This is a genomic window from Streptacidiphilus jiangxiensis, assembly GCF_900109465.1.
In the GTDB taxonomy this organism is placed as follows: Bacteria; Actinomycetota; Actinomycetes; order Streptomycetales; family Streptomycetaceae; genus Streptacidiphilus; species Streptacidiphilus jiangxiensis.
Genome location: NZ_FOAZ01000008.1, coordinates 238,452 through 256,502 on the forward strand (window position 1 = coordinate 238,452; position 18,051 = coordinate 256,502).

The following is an 18,051-nucleotide window of genomic DNA, read 5'->3' on the forward strand; positions in this document are numbered from 1 at the left end:
TAACGATGTTCGAGAGGTTCACCGACCGCGCGCGGCGGGTTGTCGTCCTGGCTCAGGAAGAAGCCCGGATGCTCAACCACAACTACATCGGCACCGAGCACATCCTCCTGGGCCTGATCCATGAGGGTGAGGGTGTCGCCGCTAAGGCCCTGGAGAGCCTCGGGATCTCGCTCGAGGCGGTTCGCCAGCAGGTCGAGGAGATCATCGGCCAGGGCCAGCAGGCCCCTTCCGGTCACATCCCCTTCACCCCCCGGGCGAAGAAGGTCCTGGAGCTGTCGCTCCGTGAGGCACTTCAGCTGGGCCACAACTACATCGGCACCGAGCACATCCTGCTCGGCCTGATTCGCGAGGGCGAGGGCGTGGCCGCCCAGGTCCTGGTGAAGCTGGGCGCCGACCTCAACCGGGTGCGTCAGCAGGTCATCCAGCTGCTCTCCGGTTACCAGACTTCCGGCGGCAAGGAGTCCGCCACGGCGGGCGGTCCTGCCGAGGGCACCCCGTCGACCTCCCTTGTCCTCGACCAGTTCGGCCGCAACCTGACGCAGGCCGCTCGCGAGGCCAAGCTCGACCCGGTCATCGGGCGCGAGAAGGAGATCGAGCGGGTCATGCAGGTGCTGTCCCGCCGCACCAAGAACAACCCGGTCCTCATCGGCGAGCCCGGCGTCGGCAAGACGGCGGTCGTCGAGGGCCTGGCCCAGGCCATCGTCAAGGGCGAGGTGCCCGAGACGATCAAGGACAAGCAGCTCTACACGCTGGACCTCGGCGCCCTGGTCGCCGGCTCCCGCTACCGCGGTGACTTCGAGGAGCGCCTGAAGAAGGTCCTCAAGGAGATCCGCACCCGCGGCGACATCATCCTGTTCATCGACGAGATCCACACCCTGGTCGGTGCGGGTGCCGCCGAGGGCGCGATCGACGCCGCCTCGATCCTCAAGCCGATGCTGGCCCGAGGCGAGCTGCAGACCATCGGCGCCACCACGCTGGACGAGTACCGCAAGCACCTGGAGAAGGACGCCGCGCTCGAGCGCCGCTTCCAGCCGATCCAGGTCGCCGAGCCGTCGCTCGCCCACACCATCGAGATCCTCAAGGGCCTGCGCGACCGCTACGAGGCGCACCACCGCGTCTCCATCACGGACGCCGCCCTGGTCGCCGCCGCCACCCTGGCCGACCGCTACATCTCGGACCGCTTCCTGCCGGACAAGGCGATCGACCTGATCGACGAGGCCGGTTCCCGGATGCGCATCCGCCGGATGACGGCTCCGCCGGACCTCCGCGAGTTCGACGAGAAGATCGCGGACGTGCGGCGCGAGAAGGAGTCCGCGATCGACGCGCAGGACTTCGAGAAGGCCGCGTCCCTGCGCGACAACGAGAAGCAGCTCCTGACGGCCAAGGCCAAGCGCGAGAAGGAGTGGAAGGCCGGCGACATGGACGTCGTGGCCGAGGTCGATGAGGAGCTCATCGCCGAGGTCCTGGCGACCGCCACCGGTATCCCGGTCTTCAAGCTGACCGAGGAGGAGTCCTCGCGTCTGCTGCGCATGGAGGACGAGCTGCACAAGCGCGTCATCGGCCAGAAGGACGCGATCAAGGCGCTCTCCCAGGCGATCCGCCGCACCCGCGCGGGCCTGAAGGACCCGAAGCGTCCCGGTGGCTCCTTCATCTTCGCCGGCCCCTCGGGCGTCGGTAAGACGGAGCTGTCCAAGACGCTCGCCGAGTTCCTCTTCGGCGACGAGGACGCGCTGATCCAGCTCGACATGTCCGAGTTCAGCGAGAAGCACACCGTCTCCCGCCTGTTCGGCTCCCCGCCCGGCTACGTCGGGTACGAGGAGGGCGGCCAGCTGACGGAGAAGGTGCGCCGCAAGCCGTTCTCGGTCGTCCTCTTCGACGAGGTCGAGAAGGCCCACCCGGACATCTTCAACTCGCTGCTGCAGATCCTGGAGGACGGTCGCCTGACCGACTCCCAGGGCCGGGTCGTGGACTTCAAGAACACGGTCATCATCATGACCACCAACCTCGGCACCCGGGACATCTCCAAGGGCTTCAACCTGGGCTTCGCCGCCCAGGGCGACATCCAGACCGGGTACGACCGGATGAAGGCCAAGGTCGGCGAGGAGCTCAAGCAGCACTTCCGCCCCGAGTTCCTCAACCGCGTCGACGACATCGTGGTCTTCCACCAGCTCGGCGAGGACGAGATCATCCAGATCGTCGACCTCATGGCCGCCAAGGTGGACGAGCGCCTCAAGGACCGCGACATGGGTCTGGAGCTGCGTCCGGCCGCGAAGCAGCTGCTCGCCAAGCGCGGTTACGACCCGCTGCTGGGTGCGCGTCCGCTGCGTCGCACGATCCAGCGCGAGATCGAGGACACGCTGTCCGAGAAGATCCTCTTCGGCGAGCTGCGCTCCGGCCACATCGTCGTCGTGGACGTCGAGGGCGAGGGCAAGGAAGCGAAGTTCACCTTCCACGGCGCGGACAAGGCCCCCGTGGCCGACGCCCCGCCGGTCGCCGCCGCCGGTGGTCCGACGGACCTCAGCGCCTAGGACCTCAGCGCGTAACGGCTGACGCCGCACGGCACCGAAAGGGCCGCCTCCGCGAGAGCGGGGGCGGCCCTTCGGCGTCTACCTGACCCGGTACCAGGTCAGGTTCCCGGAGAACTGGAGCGGCGGCGGAGCGTCCAGCTCCGCCCCGCCCAGCGGGGCCGGGCCGTCGGTGCCGACGAGCAGCCCCGGGGGCAGCCCGTCGAGGGCCAGGACGGGCGGGGCGCCGTGGAACCAGAGCGAGGTGATCCCGGGGAAGGCCTCGGTGATCCGCTCCGGCGCGTCCAGCCCCTTGGCGTAGCGCAGGTGCAGCACGCGCACCTGCGGAAAGGGGCCGAGACCGGACAGGCGGGCCAGGTCGAGCGCCTCCAGGTCCAGGCTCTCCAACCGCTCGTGGCGGCGCAGCAGCTCCCAGTCCTCCAGGGCGAGGTCCGTGGCCATCAGGCGCAGGGAGTTCAGCTTCGGCGCGGCCAGCACGTGTCGCAGGTCGAGGCCCGCGGTGAACGGCTGGGCGGCGTTGGCGAAGCTGAGGTGCTCCAGTTCCGGCATGGCGCCGAGGGCGGCGAGCGACGCCACGCCCGTGCAGCTGAGCACGATCACGCGCTTGACCGCGGTGCCGGCCAGCGGAGCCAGGTCCACCTGGCCGGTGTCGTTGAAGAGCATGAACGTCGTCAGCAGCGGTGCCGCCCGGACCAGGCCCAGGTCGGTCGGGAGCGGGTTCTCGTGGAAGCGCAGCTCCCGCAGCCGCCCGAGGGGCACCAGGTCGACGACGTCCGGGCCGAGCGGCCCGACGAACTCCACCCGGTGCACGGCCGGAAGCGACGCGACGAACTCCGCCTGGGCCCGGCTGCTGACGAAGAGCCGCAGGTCCTCCTGCTCGGCCAGGGGGGTGATCACCGCTCGTCCGTACTCCTCGGTGTCGAACCAGGGCCAGGCGCGGGCCAGTTCCATCCGCAGCTCGATGTTCGGATGGTGCGCGTAGGAGGCCAGCAGGGGGATCGCGCGGTTGCTCGTGCAACGGGTCGCGCAGACCACGACGGCCTGCGCCGTCGCGTCGTCCAGCCCCTCCGGGCCGGGCAGCAGCTCCAGGACGACGGGGCCTGCCTGTGCGAGGTCCTTCGCCGCCTCGACGTCCTGCGGCGGGACGAGAGCGGCCGTGGCGGCCGTGACCTGGTCCCTGACGGCCGGGTCCAGTTCCACCGCCATGTCCAGGCAGGCGGCCGCCAGCAGCCGCAGCCGGTCCGCGTGGGCCGGTTCGGCCTCCGCGCGGCGCAGGATGCGGGTCAGCAGCTCGGCGCGTTCGCGGCGGCGGGCGTGGCCGACGGCGAGCCGGATCACGTCCTCCCACTGGTCCTCGTGGGCGTGCTCGACCAGCAACGGCAGGTCGCCCTCCTCGATCGCGGCCTGCGCGCCCAGGTAGTCCTGGAAGGTGCGGTGCACGAAGTCGATCGCGCCGGGCGCCGGTTCGCGCAGCAGCCCGCTGCGGACCAGCAGGTGCCGCAGCACCTGCTCGGGCGTGCCCTGGATCTGCGGCATCTGCGGCAGCGCCCGCTCGATCCGGGCCAGTGCCTGCTCGCGGGCGAGCTCCGACTGTCCGTTGCGGATCAGCCAGTACGCCAGGCGCTGCAGCAGCGCCTGTTGCTGGGCCTCGGACAGCGCCAGGCCCTCCGAGGCCGGGTCGACGCCGCGCTCCTCGTCGCGGCGGACCAGCAGCATCTCCAGCGCCGCGTCGTACAGCGCCATCCGGCCCGACGGCAGGTGCCCCTGCCGGTCGGCGTTGAGGGCACAGATCAGTGAGCACATCAGCGGGTTGGTGGCCAGCCGGCCGAGGTCCTGCTTGCGGCCCACCGCCTCGGTCAGCACGTCCCGCCACCGGGCGAGCCGCTCCCGCTGCTCCCGGGCCTGCTCCGGGTCCGTGCCCGCGTCCGCGCTCTCGGCCGCGGCCGCGTGCCAGCGGTCGATGAACGCGGCGACGTCGCTGCGGCTCATCGGCAGCAGGTCCAGCTCGGCGAAGCCGAGGTCGGCCAGCCAGCCCTCACGGACGGCGGACGGTCGGGTGGTGACCAGGCACCGGGTCTCGGGGTAGGCGCCGAGCAGTCCGCTCAGCCACTCCCGCACCCGCCGCCGCTCGCTCTCCGGCGCCTCGTCGATGCCGTCGACGAGCAGCAGCACCCTTCCCTCGGCCATCCGTCGGCTGACCCACCCCTCCGAGCCGGGGAATCCGGCGAGCGGGCTGCCGGACGCCCGGAGGAACTCCTCCGGCGAGGGCAGCGCCTGCCCGGGCCGGGCGAGCGCCCGCAGCCGCAGCAGGATCGGGGTGCAGTCCTTGAACTGCGTGAGCTGTTCCGGCAGTTCGCCGCGGGCAGTGAGCGTCGTCAGCCACTGCAGCAGCGTCGTCTTGCCGGAGCCCGCGTTGCCGCGCAGCAGGATCCGCGGCTGCTGGGCCAGCGCGTCGGGGGCCCGCTGCGCGACCGGCGCGGCGTCCTCCTCGTCCGCCGCCTGCACCGGCCGCTCGCTGCCGGCGAGCTCCAGGCTCAGGTACGCGATGTCGAGCCGCCAGGATCCGTCGCCGCGCCCGGAGCGGGTGACGCCGTAGATCCGCACCTTCTCCCACTCGCGGGAGAGGTACGCGCGCAGGCGCTCCTCGAAGGAGAGCTCGGGCGGCTCCACCGTGCCCCAGCGCAGGACGACGTTGGCGTGTTCGCAGATCTCCAGCAGGGTCGGGTCCTGGACGTAGGCGCCGCTGGGGGTGAGCTCCAGCCGCCCGTCCTGCCACTGCGCGGGCACCGAGCGCACCACCCCGATCAGGCGGTTCTCCAGGAACACGGAGGCGCCGGACATGCCGGCCCACGGCGACACCTGCGTGCCGTCCGCCTGCGGGGGCATGCCGGACAGTTGGAGCACGGGCCGGCCGGTGCGCAGCCCGGTGCCGGGCTTCAGGGTCCCGACGGCCTGCTCGGTGTCCAACTGCCGGAGCGCGCTGCGGTTCGCCTGCGGGAAGCCGACCGCCACGGCGCCCTCGCGCGGCTGGAGGTCGGTGACGACTCCCCAGGTGAGCGGCTCGAAGTGCTGGTAGACGGAGGGCTGGACCAGTGCGTTCTCCGCGCGCAGCAGGGCCAGGTCGCAGCGCTCGTCGTAGCGGCGCCAGACGACCTCGCAGTCGACCCGTCCGCCGGACTGCCCCGGCACGGCGACGCTCGGGGCGACAGCGTCCCCGATCACATGGGCCGCCGTCAGCACCAGCCAGGGGCTCAGCAGGTAGCCGCTGCCCTGGCCCTCACCGAACACGACCGCGATGCGTTCGCGCTGTGGATGCGTCATCTGTTTCCCCCCGCCCCGGCGGTGTTCGCCGCCGCAGCACTGTAACCGGTCCGGCCCCGCACCCTGGGGGAGTGCGGGGCACGACCGGTGACGGAAGGTCAGCGGGTGGTGGCGAGGAACAGGCTGGTGCCGTCGGGCATGGCGGCGATGGCGAGGTCGGGGCCCTGGAAGTAGGCGGCGCCGTTGGCGCCGGCTGTCGGCGAACCCCTGACCCGGGCCGGTCGAGGCCGGCGGAGGCTCAGAAGTTCTCGTCCACCTCGGCCCGGTTCGGGTTCTCCACCTCGACCCGTCCGCCGGTCGAGCGCAGCCGGGGCGTCAGCGTCACCGCCACCCGCTGCGTCCGGTGCGTCCCGTGCCGGGACTCGTAGTCGCCCGTCAGCACCCAGGCCTTGACGCCGCCCTTGACCGCCCGGTCGCGGATCAGCTCGACGGTGAACTCCAACTGGATGTCGCCGACTTCGAAGGCCAGTTCGGAGTCGGCGCCGCGCGCGGCGGCGTCGACGAGCTGGGTGCGGATGGCCTCGATGGCGTCGGCGAGCTCGACGCGGGGTTCGTCCATCCCGCCATGATCCCTGATCTACGGTGCGGCGAACGGATTTTCGGCTGTTGCGAAGCTGCGACGGAACGACGATCACACGACGACGGCCCCCCGTCAGGCTTCAGGGTGCCGCCAGTGGGCGGCCGTCAACTGAGCATCCGTGGGGGTCCGTTCATGTCCGCTCGTCGCAAGGTTCTCGCCGGGGCCGTCGCCGTCGCCGCCGCAGGGGCGGCCGTCGTCCTGCCCGGGGTGGCGCAGGCCGCCACCGCCAAGCCGGTCGCAGGTAAGAGCCCGCTGGTGATGACGCTCGGCCGGGTCCAGTCCGGCCCGCTGATGCCGGGCGGGCGGGCGAAGGTGTTCGACCTCTCCATCGCCAACCCCACCGGGAAGGCGGTCTCGTTCGGCGTCGAGGTCGGCGGCAGCGCGCACGGCGCGCTCTCCCTGGACGGGACCGACGTCAAGCTGAACGTGACACCGGTCCACGCCCCGGCGACGACGGTGGAGTTCGGCGGCCAGGACGGCGGCATGCTCGGCTTCCTCTACCCCAAGCACGGTCAGGTCAACGGCACCTTCGTGCTGCCGGCCCACAGCACCTACACCTGGAAGGTCAGCCTGGCCGCGACCAAGGCCTGGCCGCTCAACGACGACCGCTTCTACTTCGGCTTCAACGCCGACACCCGGGACGGCCGTGAGGTGAGCCGCTCGCTGGACCTCAAGGTCGGCACCGCGCGCACCGGTGGTCCGATCGTCCAGTCGCTCACCGGCGGCAACGTGCTGGCCCCGGGCAAGCCGCTGGTCCTGCGCTACACGCTGACCAACCGCACCGGCGCCGCGGTGACGCAGAAGCTGGAGCCGTGGATCGTCGAGCAGCTGCCCGGCGGCGGTGCGTCGGCCGCCACGATCGCCTACGACCTGTGGGAGAACGGCCGTTGGGTGCAGCTCGACACCGACGGCGCCGGGCTGCCGAAGCTCCCCGCGCACTGGGCCAACGGCCAGAGCGTGAGCTACACCTTCCGGATGCGCCTGGTCCGCTGGAACGCGGGCGCCCCGACGTCCCAGAAGGTGCTGATCCAGGCGGCCTACGACCCGTTCCTGGCCTCCGCCGACCGCCTGGTCACCGTCACGCACTGACCTCTCGCCGCGAGGCGATCGCTCAGGCCTCCGCGCCCTGGGTGATCGCCTCGGCGACCTCATCGACGCGGGCGGCCTCCTCGGCCGCGAAGCGTTCCGCGTCCAGCGCCTCGGCGATCTCCTCGTCCTGCTGCATCAGCGCGTCGAGGTTGGAGTCGCCCATCTCGAAGACGCCCATGTCGAGGTAGGCCTGCTGCAGCTTCGGGCCCCACAGGCCGATGTCCTTGACGCACGGCACGATCCGCGAGAACAGCAGCTTGCGGAAGAACTGCAGGTACTCGCTGTTCTCGCTGAGTTCCTCCGCGTCCTTCTTCGGGATGCCGAAGTTCTCCAGCACCTCCACCCCGCGCAGCCGGTCCCGCATCAGGTAGCAGCCCTCGATGACGAACTCCTCGCGCTCGGCGAGCTCCGTCGCCGACAACTCGGCGTAGTAGTCGCGCAGCGCCATCCGGCCGAAGGCCACGTGCCGCGCCTCGTCCTGCATCACGTAGGCGAGCAGCTGCTTGGGCAGCGGCTTGCTGGTGGTGTCGCGCAACATGCCGAAGGCGGCCAGGGCCAGGCCCTCGATCAGCACCTGCATGCCGAGGTAGGGCATGTCCCAGCGGGAGTCGCGCAGGGTGTCGCCGAGAAGGGACTGCAGGTTGTCGTTGATCGGGTAGAGCATCCCGATCTTCTCGTGCAGGAAGCGCGAGTACAGCTCGACGTGGCGGGCCTCGTCCATGGTCTGGGTGGCCGAGTAGAACTTGGCGTCCATGTCCGGCACCGACTCCACGATGCGGGCCGCGCAGACCATGGCGCCCTGCTCGCCGTGGAGGAACTGGCTGAACTGCCAGGAGGCGTAGTGCCGGCGCAGATCCGCCCGGTTGGCCTCGCTCATCCTGTCCCAGTAGGGCGTGCCGTAGAGGGTCATCGCCTCGTCGGGGACGCCCAGCGGGTCGTACGGGTCGACCTCCAGGGACCAGTCGATGCGCTTGACCTGGTCCCACTGCTTGTCCTTGCCCTTCTGGTACAGGTTCAGCAGTCGCTCGCGGCCCTCGTCGTACTCCCAGTTGAAGCGCGCGGAGCCGGAAGCGGGGACGGTCCACTGCCCGTCCTGGTCGGAGGGCTTGGTGGTGTACAGGTCGAACGTCGACATTGACTCGCTCCTATGGGCCGAACTGGACGCCGGAAGGGCTCAGAGCGAGCGTCACATGGCAATATCAACCGGACAAGGGCGTCCGGTGACAGGGAGCGGGCACTCCGGTGGGACGGATCCTTGTGGCACCCGGGTATTGACTCGGTGTCAACAGGGGCGTACGGCGAAGGCCGTCACGCCTCGGCGGTGGCCTGGCCGATCCGGTCCGCGACGTCGAGGGCGATGCGCAGCGCGGTCTCGCGGCGGGTCTCGTCGTCGGGCAGTTCCGGCAGCTCGCGCACGCACTGCTCGTTCGCGTGGGCGTCCGTGACGAACGAGGCGATGTTGATCGTCATCAGCGCGACGGTGGCGCGGACCCGGTCCTCGAAGGAGGGGTTCGGCCCCTGCATCAGCCGGGTCAGCACGATGATCCGCTCCTTGAAGGCGTTGCCGACCTCCAGCTCGCGGATGGCCGGCTGGTTCTCGTGGAAGAACCGCAGGATCGGCTGCCGGTCGGCCATCCCCTCGGCGAAGCGGCGCAGGATCTCGTCCCGGACCTCCGGGCTGTACTGCTGCTCCTGCCCCCAGGCGATGGTCTGCTCGATCGGCTCGGAGATCCTCGCGACGATCCCGGCGAGGATGTCCTCCTTGGTGCGGAAGTGGTAGTAGAGCGCGGCCTTGGTGACGCCCAGACCGTCGGCGATCTCGCGGAGCGAGGTCTTCTCGTACCCGTGCTCGACGAAGAGCTCGAGAGCCACGTCGAGGATGCGCTCCCGGGTGTCGCCACGGGGGGTCTGGGTGGTCATCGCTGTCTACTCGCTCCGCCGAATCGTCCGCGTCTCGTTGCGCAGGGCTAGCACGAGCTTAGCGTGCTCTCTTCAGCGCAACTAGCCGGTCGGCAAGTAGGTTGCCGGCCGGTCGTTCACCCCGGCAGTCGGTAGACGCCCGGTGCGACGGGCTCCACGAGACCGTCCGTGACCAGACCGTCCAGGGCGCGCGCCCGCTGCACACCGTCCGGCCAGACCGCGTCCAGCTGCGCCTGGGTCACCGTGCCGGGGACCTCCCGCAGCACCGCGAGCAGTTTGCCGCGCACCTGGCGGTCGGTCCCCTCGTAGCTCTGCCCGCGTCGCGCGGGCCCCTCCCACGGCGGCGAGCCCGCCTGCCGCCACGCGCAGGCGCGCGCGATCGGGCAGCGCCCGCAGTCGGGCGTCCGCGCGGTGCAGACCAGCGCGCCGAGCTCCATCACCGCGACCGCCCAGGTGGCCGCGGTCTCCGGGTCATTCGGCAGCAGCGTCGCCGCGGTGCGGCGCTCGGCCGCGGTGGTCGCGTTCGCCGGGTACTCCTGGCCGGTGACGGCCCGCGCGAAGACCCGCCGCACGTTCGTGTCCAGCACCGCGTGCCGCTGACGGAACGCGAACGAGGCCACGGCCGCGGCGGTGTACTCGCCCACCCCCGGCAGCGCGAGCAGGTGCGCGTGCTCGCGCGGGACCTCCCCGCCGTACTGCTCCGTGATCGCGGTCGCGGCGGCGTGCAGGCGCAGCGCCCGGCGGGGGTAGCCCAGCCGCCCCCACGCGCGCACGGCCTCACCGGCCGCCTCCGCGGCGAGCGCCTGCGGCGTGGGCCAACGGCGCAGCCACTCCTCGTAGACGGGGAGCACGCGCTTGACGGGGGTCTGCTGCAGCATGAACTCGCTGACCATCACGCCCCAGGGGGTGGCGTCCTCACTCCGCCAGGGGAGGTCCCGCGCGGCAGTCGAGTACCAGGCGAGGACGGGGGAGTGGAGAGCGCTCACGCAGCGAGCTTAGTTGCAACCCCCAGGGGCGCGGGGAACTGCGCGAGAAACCCCCCGCTGCGGATGGTCCTGCGCGTTGAGGACCATCCGCACGTCGGTGGCTTGTCGCGCAGTTCCCCGCGCCCCTGGAGAGTGCAACTACCTCACTGTTCGAAGCTGCAGCGTCTGGGTCAGCCAGTTGCGCTGGGTCGGCTCCGCGAAGGGCGTGCCGCTGAGCGGGAGGCGGACCGTGAAGCGGGTGCCGTGGCCGCCCGGGGCGTCCGAGATGGACACGGATCCGCCGTGCAGGGCGGCCTGCTGGGCGACGAGGGTCAGGCCGAGACCCGAGCCGGGGCTGTCGGCCCCGCGGACGAAGCGCTCGAAAACCTCCGCGCGGCGAGCCGGGGGAATCCCCGGGCCCCGGTCGTCGACCGTCAGCACCGCGTCCTGGCCGAGCACGGCCATGCCCACCTCGACCCGGGCCGGCCGGCCCGGGAGGTGGCCGTGGACCGCCGCGTTGGTCAGCAGGTTGGTGACCATGATCTTCAGGCCGGGCTCCCAGGCCCGGACCCGTACGCCGTAGCCACCCGTGAAGCCCCACGACGCCTCAGGGCGGGCGCGGCCGACGGCCGCCACGCAGGAGTCGACCAGCTCGCCCAGGTCGACCTCGGTGAACGCGTCCGCCTCGACGAGATCGCCGCGCGCCAGCGTCCGCAGGGCGGTCAGCAGTTCCAGCAGCCGCCCGTGCTCCACGCGCAGATCGGTGACGACCTCCGCCCGTTCCCCGACCGGCAGGTCGGGGTGCGCGGCGAGGACGTCGAGATTGGTCTGCATGGACATCAGCGGGGTGCGCAGCTCGTGCGAGGCCGCGGAGGCGAAGGCGCGGGCGGTCTCCAGGGCCTCACCGGTGCGCGCGGCCTGTTCGTCGTAGCGGGCGAGGACGGTGCCGAGCGCACCCGCGAGTTCGTCGACCTCCGTGACACCGGAGCGTCGGTGCCGGAAGGCGTCCGCCCCGTCCCGCGGATCCAGTGCGGCGGCCTGCCCGGAGAGCGTGCGCAGCGAGCGTGTGGCGCGACGCGCCAGGGCCAGCGTCAGCAGGCCGGCCAGCGGGGCCGCGAGCAGCGCGGCCAGGAGGACGTTGGTGCGGACCGTGGCGACCTGGGTGCTGACGGAGCTGTCCGGGGAGAAGACCCAGAGCGTCCCGCCCGCCGCCCGGCCGTCGAGCGAGACGCCGACCGCGCGGAAGCCCGGCAGGCTGACCGGCCTGCCGCTGGGCGGGGGCAGGGCGACCGCGGCGCCGGGCCGCGGGCCGCCCTCCAGGACCTGCTGGCCCTGCCGGTCGAAGACGATCACGCCCGAGTCCAGTGCGGCGGACAGGACCTGCTTGTTGCGCGTGCGGGCGACTGCCGGGTGCCCGTTCAGGTCCGCGGACAGCACGGTCTGCACGTCCGGCTTGAGCGCCGCGGCCTGCGAGCGCAGCCGGTCGTTCTGCTGCTGGCGCAGGTCGTGCGTGACCAGCCCGATCAGCAGCGCGCCGAGCGCCAGCACCACCAGCGGCACGGTGAGGCCGACCCACAGTGCCAGCCGCGTGGAGAGCTTCATCGCAGGCCTCATCTGTTGGGTCCAGCCTCTCGCAGCACGAAGCCGACACCGCGCACGGTGTGGAGCAGGCGGGAGCGTCCGCCCTCCTCCAGCTTGCGCCGCAGGTAGCTGACGAAGGTGTCGACGGCGTCGGTGCGCACCTCGAAGTCGTAGCCCCAGACCCGGTCCAGCAACTGGTCGCGGGTGAGCACGATGCCGGGGTTGCGGACGAACTGCTCCAGCAGCGCGAACTCGCGGCGGGTCAGCCGCAGCTCGGTGCCGTCGCGGTACGCCTGGCGGGTGGTCGGGTTGACCACCACCGGGCCGGCCTGCAGCACCTCCGTCGGGGCGGGTGCGGGGCGTCGCCGCAGCAGGGCGTGCAGGCGAAGCACCAGCTCCTCCAGGGCGAAGGGCTTGATCAGGTAGTCGTCGGCGCCGGCCTGCAGGCCGGCGACGCGGTCGGCGAGCTCGTCCAGGGCCGAGAGCATCAGCACCGGCGTCTCGTCGCCGCCCGCCCGGATCCGGCGGCAGACCTCGATACCGGACAGGCCCGGCATCGACACGTCCAGCACCAGGACGTCCGGTGCGGCGGTCGCGACGAGGTCCAGTGCGACGGCGCCGTCGGCCGCGACGAGCACGGTGAACCCGCTCAGCCGCAGCCCGCGTTCCAGCGAGCGGCGGATCGCCGCGTCGTCGTCGACGACGAGCACGCGCCCCGACATAACGCCTCCCGGAGTAACGCCAGCCCGACGGCCCAGTACTGACCACCAGTCGGCCGAACAGGACGATGATGTGAAAGAAGAAGCAGCAGGTACGGCGGTGTTGCACAGAGCAGGGGTGGAACTCTCGTAAGGTTTGCTCGTGCCTTCCTTGCGCAATCCTGTCGGACCACTGCCGGCGTCAATCTACTGGCGGCGCCGTCTCGTCGTGCTCGCGGCCCTCGGGGTCGTCGCCGTGCTGGTCTCCGTGCTGGCCTTCGGCGGTGGTGGTGGGGACCGGAAGGCCAACGCGGGCAGTACCGGAACGCCGGCGAGCTCGCTCACGCCCGGCCCGACGGGCCGCGGTGGGTCCAACGACGGTGCGACGGGTGGCAGCGGCGGTTCGGCGGCGCCGAGCACGGGTGCCTCCGGCTCCGGCGCCCCCACGGCGGCCCCCAGCGGCGCTCCCGTGGTGACCGGCGGCTCGGGCTCCAGCGGTACCGGCTCCAGCGGTACGGGCTCGACCGGCTCAGGCGGTTCGGGTTCCGGCGGGACGGGCACCGGCGGGGCGCTCACGCCGAACCAGTCCGGCACCCTGAACCTCCAGACCTGCGCGGCCACCGACCTCGACCTGTCGCTGACCAGCACCGCGCAGACCTACCGGCCCTCCCAGTTCCCGGCCTTCCAGCTGGGGATCACCAACACCAGCGGCTCCGCCTGCAAGGTGGACCTCGGGTCGAAGTCGGCGGTCCTCAGCATCACCTCGGACACCGGCGCGCAGGTGTGGTCCTCCGGCAACTGCCCGAAGGACACCTCGGCCCAGTGGTACGCCGTCCCGGCGGCCGGGGACGGTCCGCTGACCGCCCTGTTCGGCTGGGGCCGGACGACCTCCAAGCCGGGCTGCACCCCGGGCAGCGGCGGCGGCAACGCCCCGGCCGGGACGTATGTCGCCCACATCGGCATCGGCGGTGTCTCGGCGCAGCCGCAGCACTGGTTCAAGCTCGCGCCGTTCGGCAGCTGACGCCCGAGGGGTCCGACGCGGGCTCGCCCGAACGGGTGAGTCGTCAGATTGTCCGGTATGTCTGGGCGGTGGGGTGAGCCGCGGGGACAGAAGCTGTGCCCATGGCGTCGCACCAGGCAAGCTCCGAACCCGCTCCACCGACCCCCACCCCGTCGGAGGCCCCGGGGGCGCTGGGGCTCAAGGCGGTGCTGCTCAGCCCCGGCTATCTGAAGCTGCTCGTCCTCGCCGTCGTGATCGGCGTCCCCGTCTCACTCGTGGCGTTCGGCTTCGTCGGTCTGGAGCACCAGCTCCAGCACTGGGTCTGGACGTCGGCCCCCCAGCAGCTCGGCTACGACCAGCCCCCGTGGTGGTGGCCGCTGCCGACGCTCGCGCTGGCCGGACTGCTGATCGCGCCGGTGCTGACCCGGATGACCGGACACGGCGGCCACCTGCCGGTCCGCGGCCTGGGCGGGCCACCTGTGCCGCCGAAGGCGCTGCCCTCGGTCGTCCTCGCCGCCCTGATCGCGCTGCCGCTCGGCGTCTCGCTCGGCCCGGAGGCGCCGCTGATGGCGCTGGGCGCCGGCCTGGCGCTGCTGGCCGTCGCCCAGGCCAAGCGCGACGCCCAGCCCAGCGTGGCGGGCATCGTCGGCACGGCGGGCTCCACCGCCGCCATCGCGACGATCTTCGGCAATCCGCTGGTCGGCTGCGTGATGGTGCTGGAGGCCGCCGGGCTGGGCGGCCCCCAGCTGCTGCTGCTCGTCGTCCCGTGCCTGCTGGCCAGCGGGATCGGCGCGGTCGTCTTCACCGGGTTCGGCCACTGGACCGGCCTCGGCATCGGCGCCCTGACCCTGCCGAGCCTGCCCACCAGCGGCGTCCCCGAGGCGACCGAGTTCCTGTGGAGCGTGCCCGTCGCGGCCCTGGTCGCGGTCGTGGTCGTGGGCGCGCAGTCGCTCGGCTGGAGCACCGCCCTGTTCACCCGTCGCCGGACGGGCCTGCGGGTGATCCTGTGCGCGGTCGCGGTCGGCGTCTGCATCGCCGCCTACGGCCTGTTCACCGGCCGATCGCCGGAGGAGGCCGCGCTCTCCGGCCAGGCCACCCTGGGGCAGCTGGCCGCCGACCCGCACGCCTGGGGCGTGGGCGCGCTGGTGCTCCTGGTCCTCTTCAAGGGCCTGGCCTGGGGCATCAGCCTCGGCTCGCTGCGCGGCGGGCCCATCTTCCCGGCGATCCTGATCGGTGCGGCGATCGGCATCGCCTGCTCCGGCCTGCCCGGCCTGGGCACGGCCTCCGGCCTCTCCATCGGGCTGGCCGCCTCCGGTGCGGCGATCACCGGGCTCCCGGTCACCGCGTCACTGCTGGCCATCCTGCTGGTCGGCGCGAACGCGGCGGACGCCGCCCCGCTGATGATCGTCTCCGCGGTGGTGAGCTTCGTGGTCGCCACCAAGCTCCGGCGCACCGCGCCCGATCTCGACTGAACCCCTGGTCAGACGTAGCGCTCCAGGATCGAGGACTCCGCGAGGCGGGAGAGCCCCTCGCGGACCGAGCGAGCCCGGGACTCGCCGACGCCCTCGACCGTCTGCAGGTCGTCGATGCTGGCGGCGAGCAGCTTCTGCAGGCCGCCGAAGTGCTCGACCAGGCGCTCGATGACGGTGTTCGGCAGGCGCGGCACCTTGGCCAGCAGCCGGTAGCCGCGCGGACTGACCGCGGAGTCCAGCGCCTCGGGCGTGCCCGGGTAGCCGAGCGCCTTGGCGACCGTCTGGATCTCCAGCAGCTCGGAGTGGGTCAGCGCCTCCAGGTCCGTCAGCACGTCCTGGACGGTGCGGCCGCGCTTGGCGGCGCGCTCGGGGAAGTAGTCCCGCGCGACCAGCTCCCGGTCCGGCTCGACGCCCGCGATCAGCTCGTCCAGCTGGAGCGAGAGCAGTCGGCCGTCGGTGCCCAACTCCACCACGTAGCCCGCGATCTCACTGGCGATCAGGCGGACCATCTCCTGGCGCTGCGCCACCGCGGCGACGTCACGGACCGTCACCAGGTCCTCGATCTCCAGGGCGGAGAGCGTGCCGGAGACCTCGTCCAGGCGCAGCTTGTAGCGCTCCAGCGTGGCCAGCGCCTGGTTGGCGCGGGAGAGGATCGCGGCGGAGTCCTCGATGACGCGGCGGGCGCCGTTGACGTAGAGGGCGATCAGGCGCATCGACTGGCTGACCGAGACCACCGGGTAGCCGGTCTGCTTGTTGACCCGCTCGGCGGTGCGGTGTCGGGTGCCGGTCTCCTCGGTGGGGATGTCCGCGTCCGGGACCAGCTGCACGCCCGCGCGCACGATCTTGGTGATGTCCTTGTCGAGGACCACCGCGCCGTCGAGCTTGCACAGCTCGCGCAGGCGCGTCGCGGAGAACTCGACATCCAGCACGAAACCGCCGGTGCACAGGGACTCGACCTGCTTGTCGAAGCCCACGACGATGAGGCCGCCCGTTCGGCCGCGCAGCACGCGTTCGAGGCCGTCCCGCAGGGCGGTGCCGGGGGCGATGGCGCTGAGGGAAGCCCGGAGCAGGGCCTCCTCGCGGGAGGAACGATCCGCCCGGTCGTTGGCTGCCACGGCGGCGACTCCTCCGGTGGGGTGCGGTGTGCGCGTACGAGTTTACCGGTGACCGCCTGTGAGTGTGCCCGGATATGACGGAGGTCGGGGAATCGCTGCTATTTCGTCACATCAGTCACGCTGGTCACAGGCCTCGTTTCGCATACCCACCCATCGGCCGTTCTACTCCGGTTCGATCTCCTCCCAGCCGGCCATCAGCTCGTCCGCGCTGTCGGGGATGTCGAGGTAGTTCGGCACCGCGCGCTGCCGCTCGTCCGTCAGGTCCACCCGGCCACGGCGGTTCTGTGCGCCGTCCGTGTCCCGCGTCTGACGCGGGGCGCGCCGGGCGGAGCCGCGCGTGTCGTCCCGGCTGCCCTCGCGGCTGCCGCGCCCCGGACGGCCCGGGATCGCCGCCAGCGCGTCGCCGATGGTGGCCACCTCGACCACACGCATGCCCTTGGGCACCTTGCCCGGCTCCGGCGGCACCAGCGCGTGCGTGAAGCCCAACCGGGCCGCCTCGGCCAGCCGCCGCTCCACGCCCGTCACCCGCCGCACCTCGCCCGCAAGCCCGACCTCGCCGATCGCCACCATCCCCTGCGGCAGCGGCGTGTCGGCGGCGGAGGAGGCCAGCGCCAGGGCGATCGCCAGATCCGCGGACGGCTCGGAGAGCTTCACCCCGCCGACGGTGGCGGCATAGATGTCCATCTTGCCGAGCCGGACCCCGCCGTGGCGCTCCAGCATGGCCAGGATCATCGCGATCCGGGGCGAGTCCAGCCCCGAGGTGGCGCGGCGCGGCGAGGGGATCACCGAATCCACCAGCAGCGCCTGCACCTCCGCGACCAGCGGCCGCCGCCCCTCCAGGGTGACGGTCAGGCAGGTGCCCGGCACGGGCTCCGCGCGCTTGGTGAGGAAGAGACCCGACGGGTCCGGCAGGCCCTCGATGCCGGAGTCGTGCAGCTCGAAGCAGCCCACCTCGTCCGTGGCGCCGTAACGGTTCTTGACGCCGCGGATCAGGCGCAGCCGGGCGTGCCGGTCACCCTCGAAGTGCAGCACCACGTCCACCAGGTGCTCCAGCAGGCGCGGCCCCGCGATCGCGCCCTCCTTGGTGACGTGGCCGACCAGCAGCGTCGACATGGCCCGGGTCTTCGACTCGCGGATCAGCGCGGCCGCGACCTCCCGGATCTGCGCGGGCCCGCCTGGCGCGCCGTCCAGCTCGGCGGAGGCCACCGTCTGCACCGAGTCCAGGATCAGCAGCGACGGCTGGACCTGCTGGATGTGCCCGAGCACCGCCGCCAGATCCGTCTCGGCGGCCAGGTAGAGGTGCGGGGAGAGGGCGTTGATCCGGTCCGCGCGCAGCCGGACCTGGCTCGCCGACTCCTCCCCGGTGATGTAGAGCGTGCGGTGCTGCGGGCCGGCCGCCTTGGCGGCGACGTCCAGCAGCAGCGTGGACTTGCCGACGCCGGGCTCCCCGGCCAGCAGCACCACGGCCCCGGGCACCAGCCCGCCGCCGAGCACCCGGTCCAACTCGTCGATGTTCGTCGCCCGGGAGGCCGCGACCGTCGCGTCCACCTGCCCGATCGGTCGGGCCGGCGTGGAGACCGGCCCGGCCGCCGTCGTTCGCACGGCCGGCGACCCGCCGACCTCCTCCACCGTGCCCCAGGCGTTGCACTCGGTGCACCGCCCCGTCCACTTCGGCGGCGTGGAGCCGCACTCGGTGCACCGGTAGGTGCTCCGAGGGGCTTTGGAGGAACTGGATCGCGCGGCCATGCGGGAGACGTTACCGGGGCCCACTGACAACGCCGGACG

The 18,051-nt window shown here is 72.2% G+C and carries 13 protein-coding genes; 4 read left to right on the forward strand and 9 right to left on the reverse strand.

The annotated features are described in order from the left end of the window. The first annotated feature begins 5 nt into the window (after positions 1–5). A complete protein-coding gene (locus BMY61_RS17680; RefSeq protein WP_042452119.1) occupies positions 6–2,528 on the forward strand; it encodes an ATP-dependent Clp protease ATP-binding subunit in 2,523 nt (840 codons plus the stop codon). Between the two features lie 78 nt (positions 2,529–2,606). Here the strand turns inward: BMY61_RS17680 and BMY61_RS17685 are convergent, their stop codons facing one another. Both BMY61_RS17685 and BMY61_RS17690 read right to left on the reverse strand, forming a co-directional pair. After that, the gene (locus tag BMY61_RS17685) at positions 2,607–5,846 is read right to left on the reverse strand and encodes a serine protease (protein WP_052438996.1); all 3,240 of its coding nucleotides are present in this window, start codon (positions 5,844–5,846) and stop codon (positions 2,607–2,609) included. 238 nt (positions 5,847–6,084) lie between these two features. Then, positions 6,085–6,405 (reverse strand): trypco2 family protein, encoded by a 321-nt coding sequence (locus BMY61_RS17690; RefSeq protein ID WP_042452113.1) that lies wholly within the window; start codon positions 6,403–6,405, stop codon positions 6,085–6,087. A 153-nt stretch (positions 6,406–6,558) separates the two neighbouring features. Between BMY61_RS17690 and BMY61_RS17695 the strand changes: the two genes are divergently transcribed. Continuing rightward, a complete protein-coding gene (locus BMY61_RS17695; RefSeq protein ID WP_042452109.1) occupies positions 6,559–7,515 on the forward strand; it encodes a hypothetical protein in 957 nt (318 codons plus the stop codon). A gap of 22 nt (positions 7,516–7,537) precedes the next feature. Here the strand turns inward: BMY61_RS17695 and BMY61_RS17700 are convergent, their stop codons facing one another. The 5 genes from BMY61_RS17700 to BMY61_RS17720 all read right to left on the reverse strand — a co-directional run bounded on the left by BMY61_RS17700 (position 7,538) and on the right by BMY61_RS17720 (position 12,703). Continuing rightward, positions 7,538–8,650 (reverse strand): ferritin-like domain-containing protein, encoded by a 1,113-nt coding sequence (locus tag BMY61_RS17700; protein WP_042452106.1) that lies wholly within the window; start codon positions 8,648–8,650, stop codon positions 7,538–7,540. Positions 8,651–8,823: 173 nt separating this feature from the next. After that, positions 8,824–9,435 carry a TetR/AcrR family transcriptional regulator gene (locus BMY61_RS17705; protein ID WP_042452103.1) on the reverse strand — a complete coding sequence of 204 codons (612 nt, stop codon included), beginning with the start codon at positions 9,433–9,435 and terminating at the stop codon, positions 8,824–8,826. Positions 9,436–9,551: 116 nt separating this feature from the next. Further along, positions 9,552–10,421, reverse strand: a complete 870-nt coding sequence (locus BMY61_RS17710; RefSeq protein ID WP_042452102.1) for an HhH-GPD family protein — start codon at positions 10,419–10,421, stop codon at positions 9,552–9,554. Between the two features lie 138 nt (positions 10,422–10,559). After that, positions 10,560–12,002, reverse strand: a complete 1,443-nt coding sequence (locus BMY61_RS17715; RefSeq protein WP_042452100.1) for a sensor histidine kinase — start codon at positions 12,000–12,002, stop codon at positions 10,560–10,562. Between the two features lie 8 nt (positions 12,003–12,010). Next, a complete protein-coding gene (locus BMY61_RS17720) occupies positions 12,011–12,703 on the reverse strand; it encodes a response regulator transcription factor (protein ID WP_042452097.1) in 693 nt (230 codons plus the stop codon). A 139-nt stretch (positions 12,704–12,842) separates the two neighbouring features. On the opposite strand from BMY61_RS17720, the gene BMY61_RS17725 reads away from it, so the two are divergent. Together BMY61_RS17725 and BMY61_RS17730 are read left to right on the forward strand one after the other, a co-directional pair. Next, entirely contained in the window at positions 12,843–13,700 is an 858-nt protein-coding gene (locus BMY61_RS17725; RefSeq protein ID WP_143094406.1) for a hypothetical protein, read from the forward strand. Between the two features lie 101 nt (positions 13,701–13,801). Beyond that, positions 13,802–15,151 (forward strand): chloride channel protein, encoded by a 1,350-nt coding sequence (locus tag BMY61_RS17730; protein ID WP_082015262.1) that lies wholly within the window; start codon positions 13,802–13,804, stop codon positions 15,149–15,151. An 8-nt stretch (positions 15,152–15,159) separates the two neighbouring features. Here BMY61_RS17730 and disA read toward each other — a convergent pair whose 3' ends face one another. Further along, the gene (gene disA, locus BMY61_RS17735; RefSeq protein WP_042452096.1) at positions 15,160–16,266 is read right to left on the reverse strand and encodes a DNA integrity scanning diadenylate cyclase DisA; all 1,107 of its coding nucleotides are present in this window, start codon (positions 16,264–16,266) and stop codon (positions 15,160–15,162) included. Between the two features lie 162 nt (positions 16,267–16,428). Beyond that, entirely contained in the window at positions 16,429–18,012 is a 1,584-nt protein-coding gene (radA, locus tag BMY61_RS17740) for a DNA repair protein RadA (protein WP_082015261.1), read from the reverse strand. Between the last annotated feature and the right edge of the window lie 39 nt (positions 18,013–18,051).

What these genes read in the sequence shown, in the direction of transcription:
- BMY61_RS17680 (WP_042452119.1), top strand. Translation starts at nt 6, where the DNA reads ATGTTCGAGAGGTTCACCGACCGCGCGCGGCGGGTTGTCGTCCTGGCT.
- BMY61_RS17685 (WP_052438996.1), bottom strand. Translation starts at nt 5,846, where the DNA reads ATGACGCATCCACAGCGCGAACGCATCGCGGTCGTGTTCGGTGAGGGC.
- BMY61_RS17690 (WP_042452113.1), bottom strand. Translation starts at nt 6,405, where the DNA reads ATGGACGAACCCCGCGTCGAGCTCGCCGACGCCATCGAGGCCATCCGC.
- BMY61_RS17695 (WP_042452109.1), top strand. Translation starts at nt 6,559, where the DNA reads ATGTCCGCTCGTCGCAAGGTTCTCGCCGGGGCCGTCGCCGTCGCCGCC.
- BMY61_RS17700 (WP_042452106.1), bottom strand. Translation starts at nt 8,650, where the DNA reads ATGTCGACGTTCGACCTGTACACCACCAAGCCCTCCGACCAGGACGGG.
- BMY61_RS17705 (WP_042452103.1), bottom strand. Translation starts at nt 9,435, where the DNA reads ATGACCACCCAGACCCCCCGTGGCGACACCCGGGAGCGCATCCTCGAC.
- BMY61_RS17715 (WP_042452100.1), bottom strand. Translation starts at nt 12,002, where the DNA reads ATGAAGCTCTCCACGCGGCTGGCACTGTGGGTCGGCCTCACCGTGCCG.
- BMY61_RS17720 (WP_042452097.1), bottom strand. Translation starts at nt 12,703, where the DNA reads ATGTCGGGGCGCGTGCTCGTCGTCGACGACGACGCGGCGATCCGCCGC.
- BMY61_RS17730 (WP_082015262.1), top strand. Translation starts at nt 13,802, where the DNA reads ATGGCGTCGCACCAGGCAAGCTCCGAACCCGCTCCACCGACCCCCACC.
- radA (WP_082015261.1), bottom strand. Translation starts at nt 18,012, where the DNA reads ATGGCCGCGCGATCCAGTTCCTCCAAAGCCCCTCGGAGCACCTACCGG.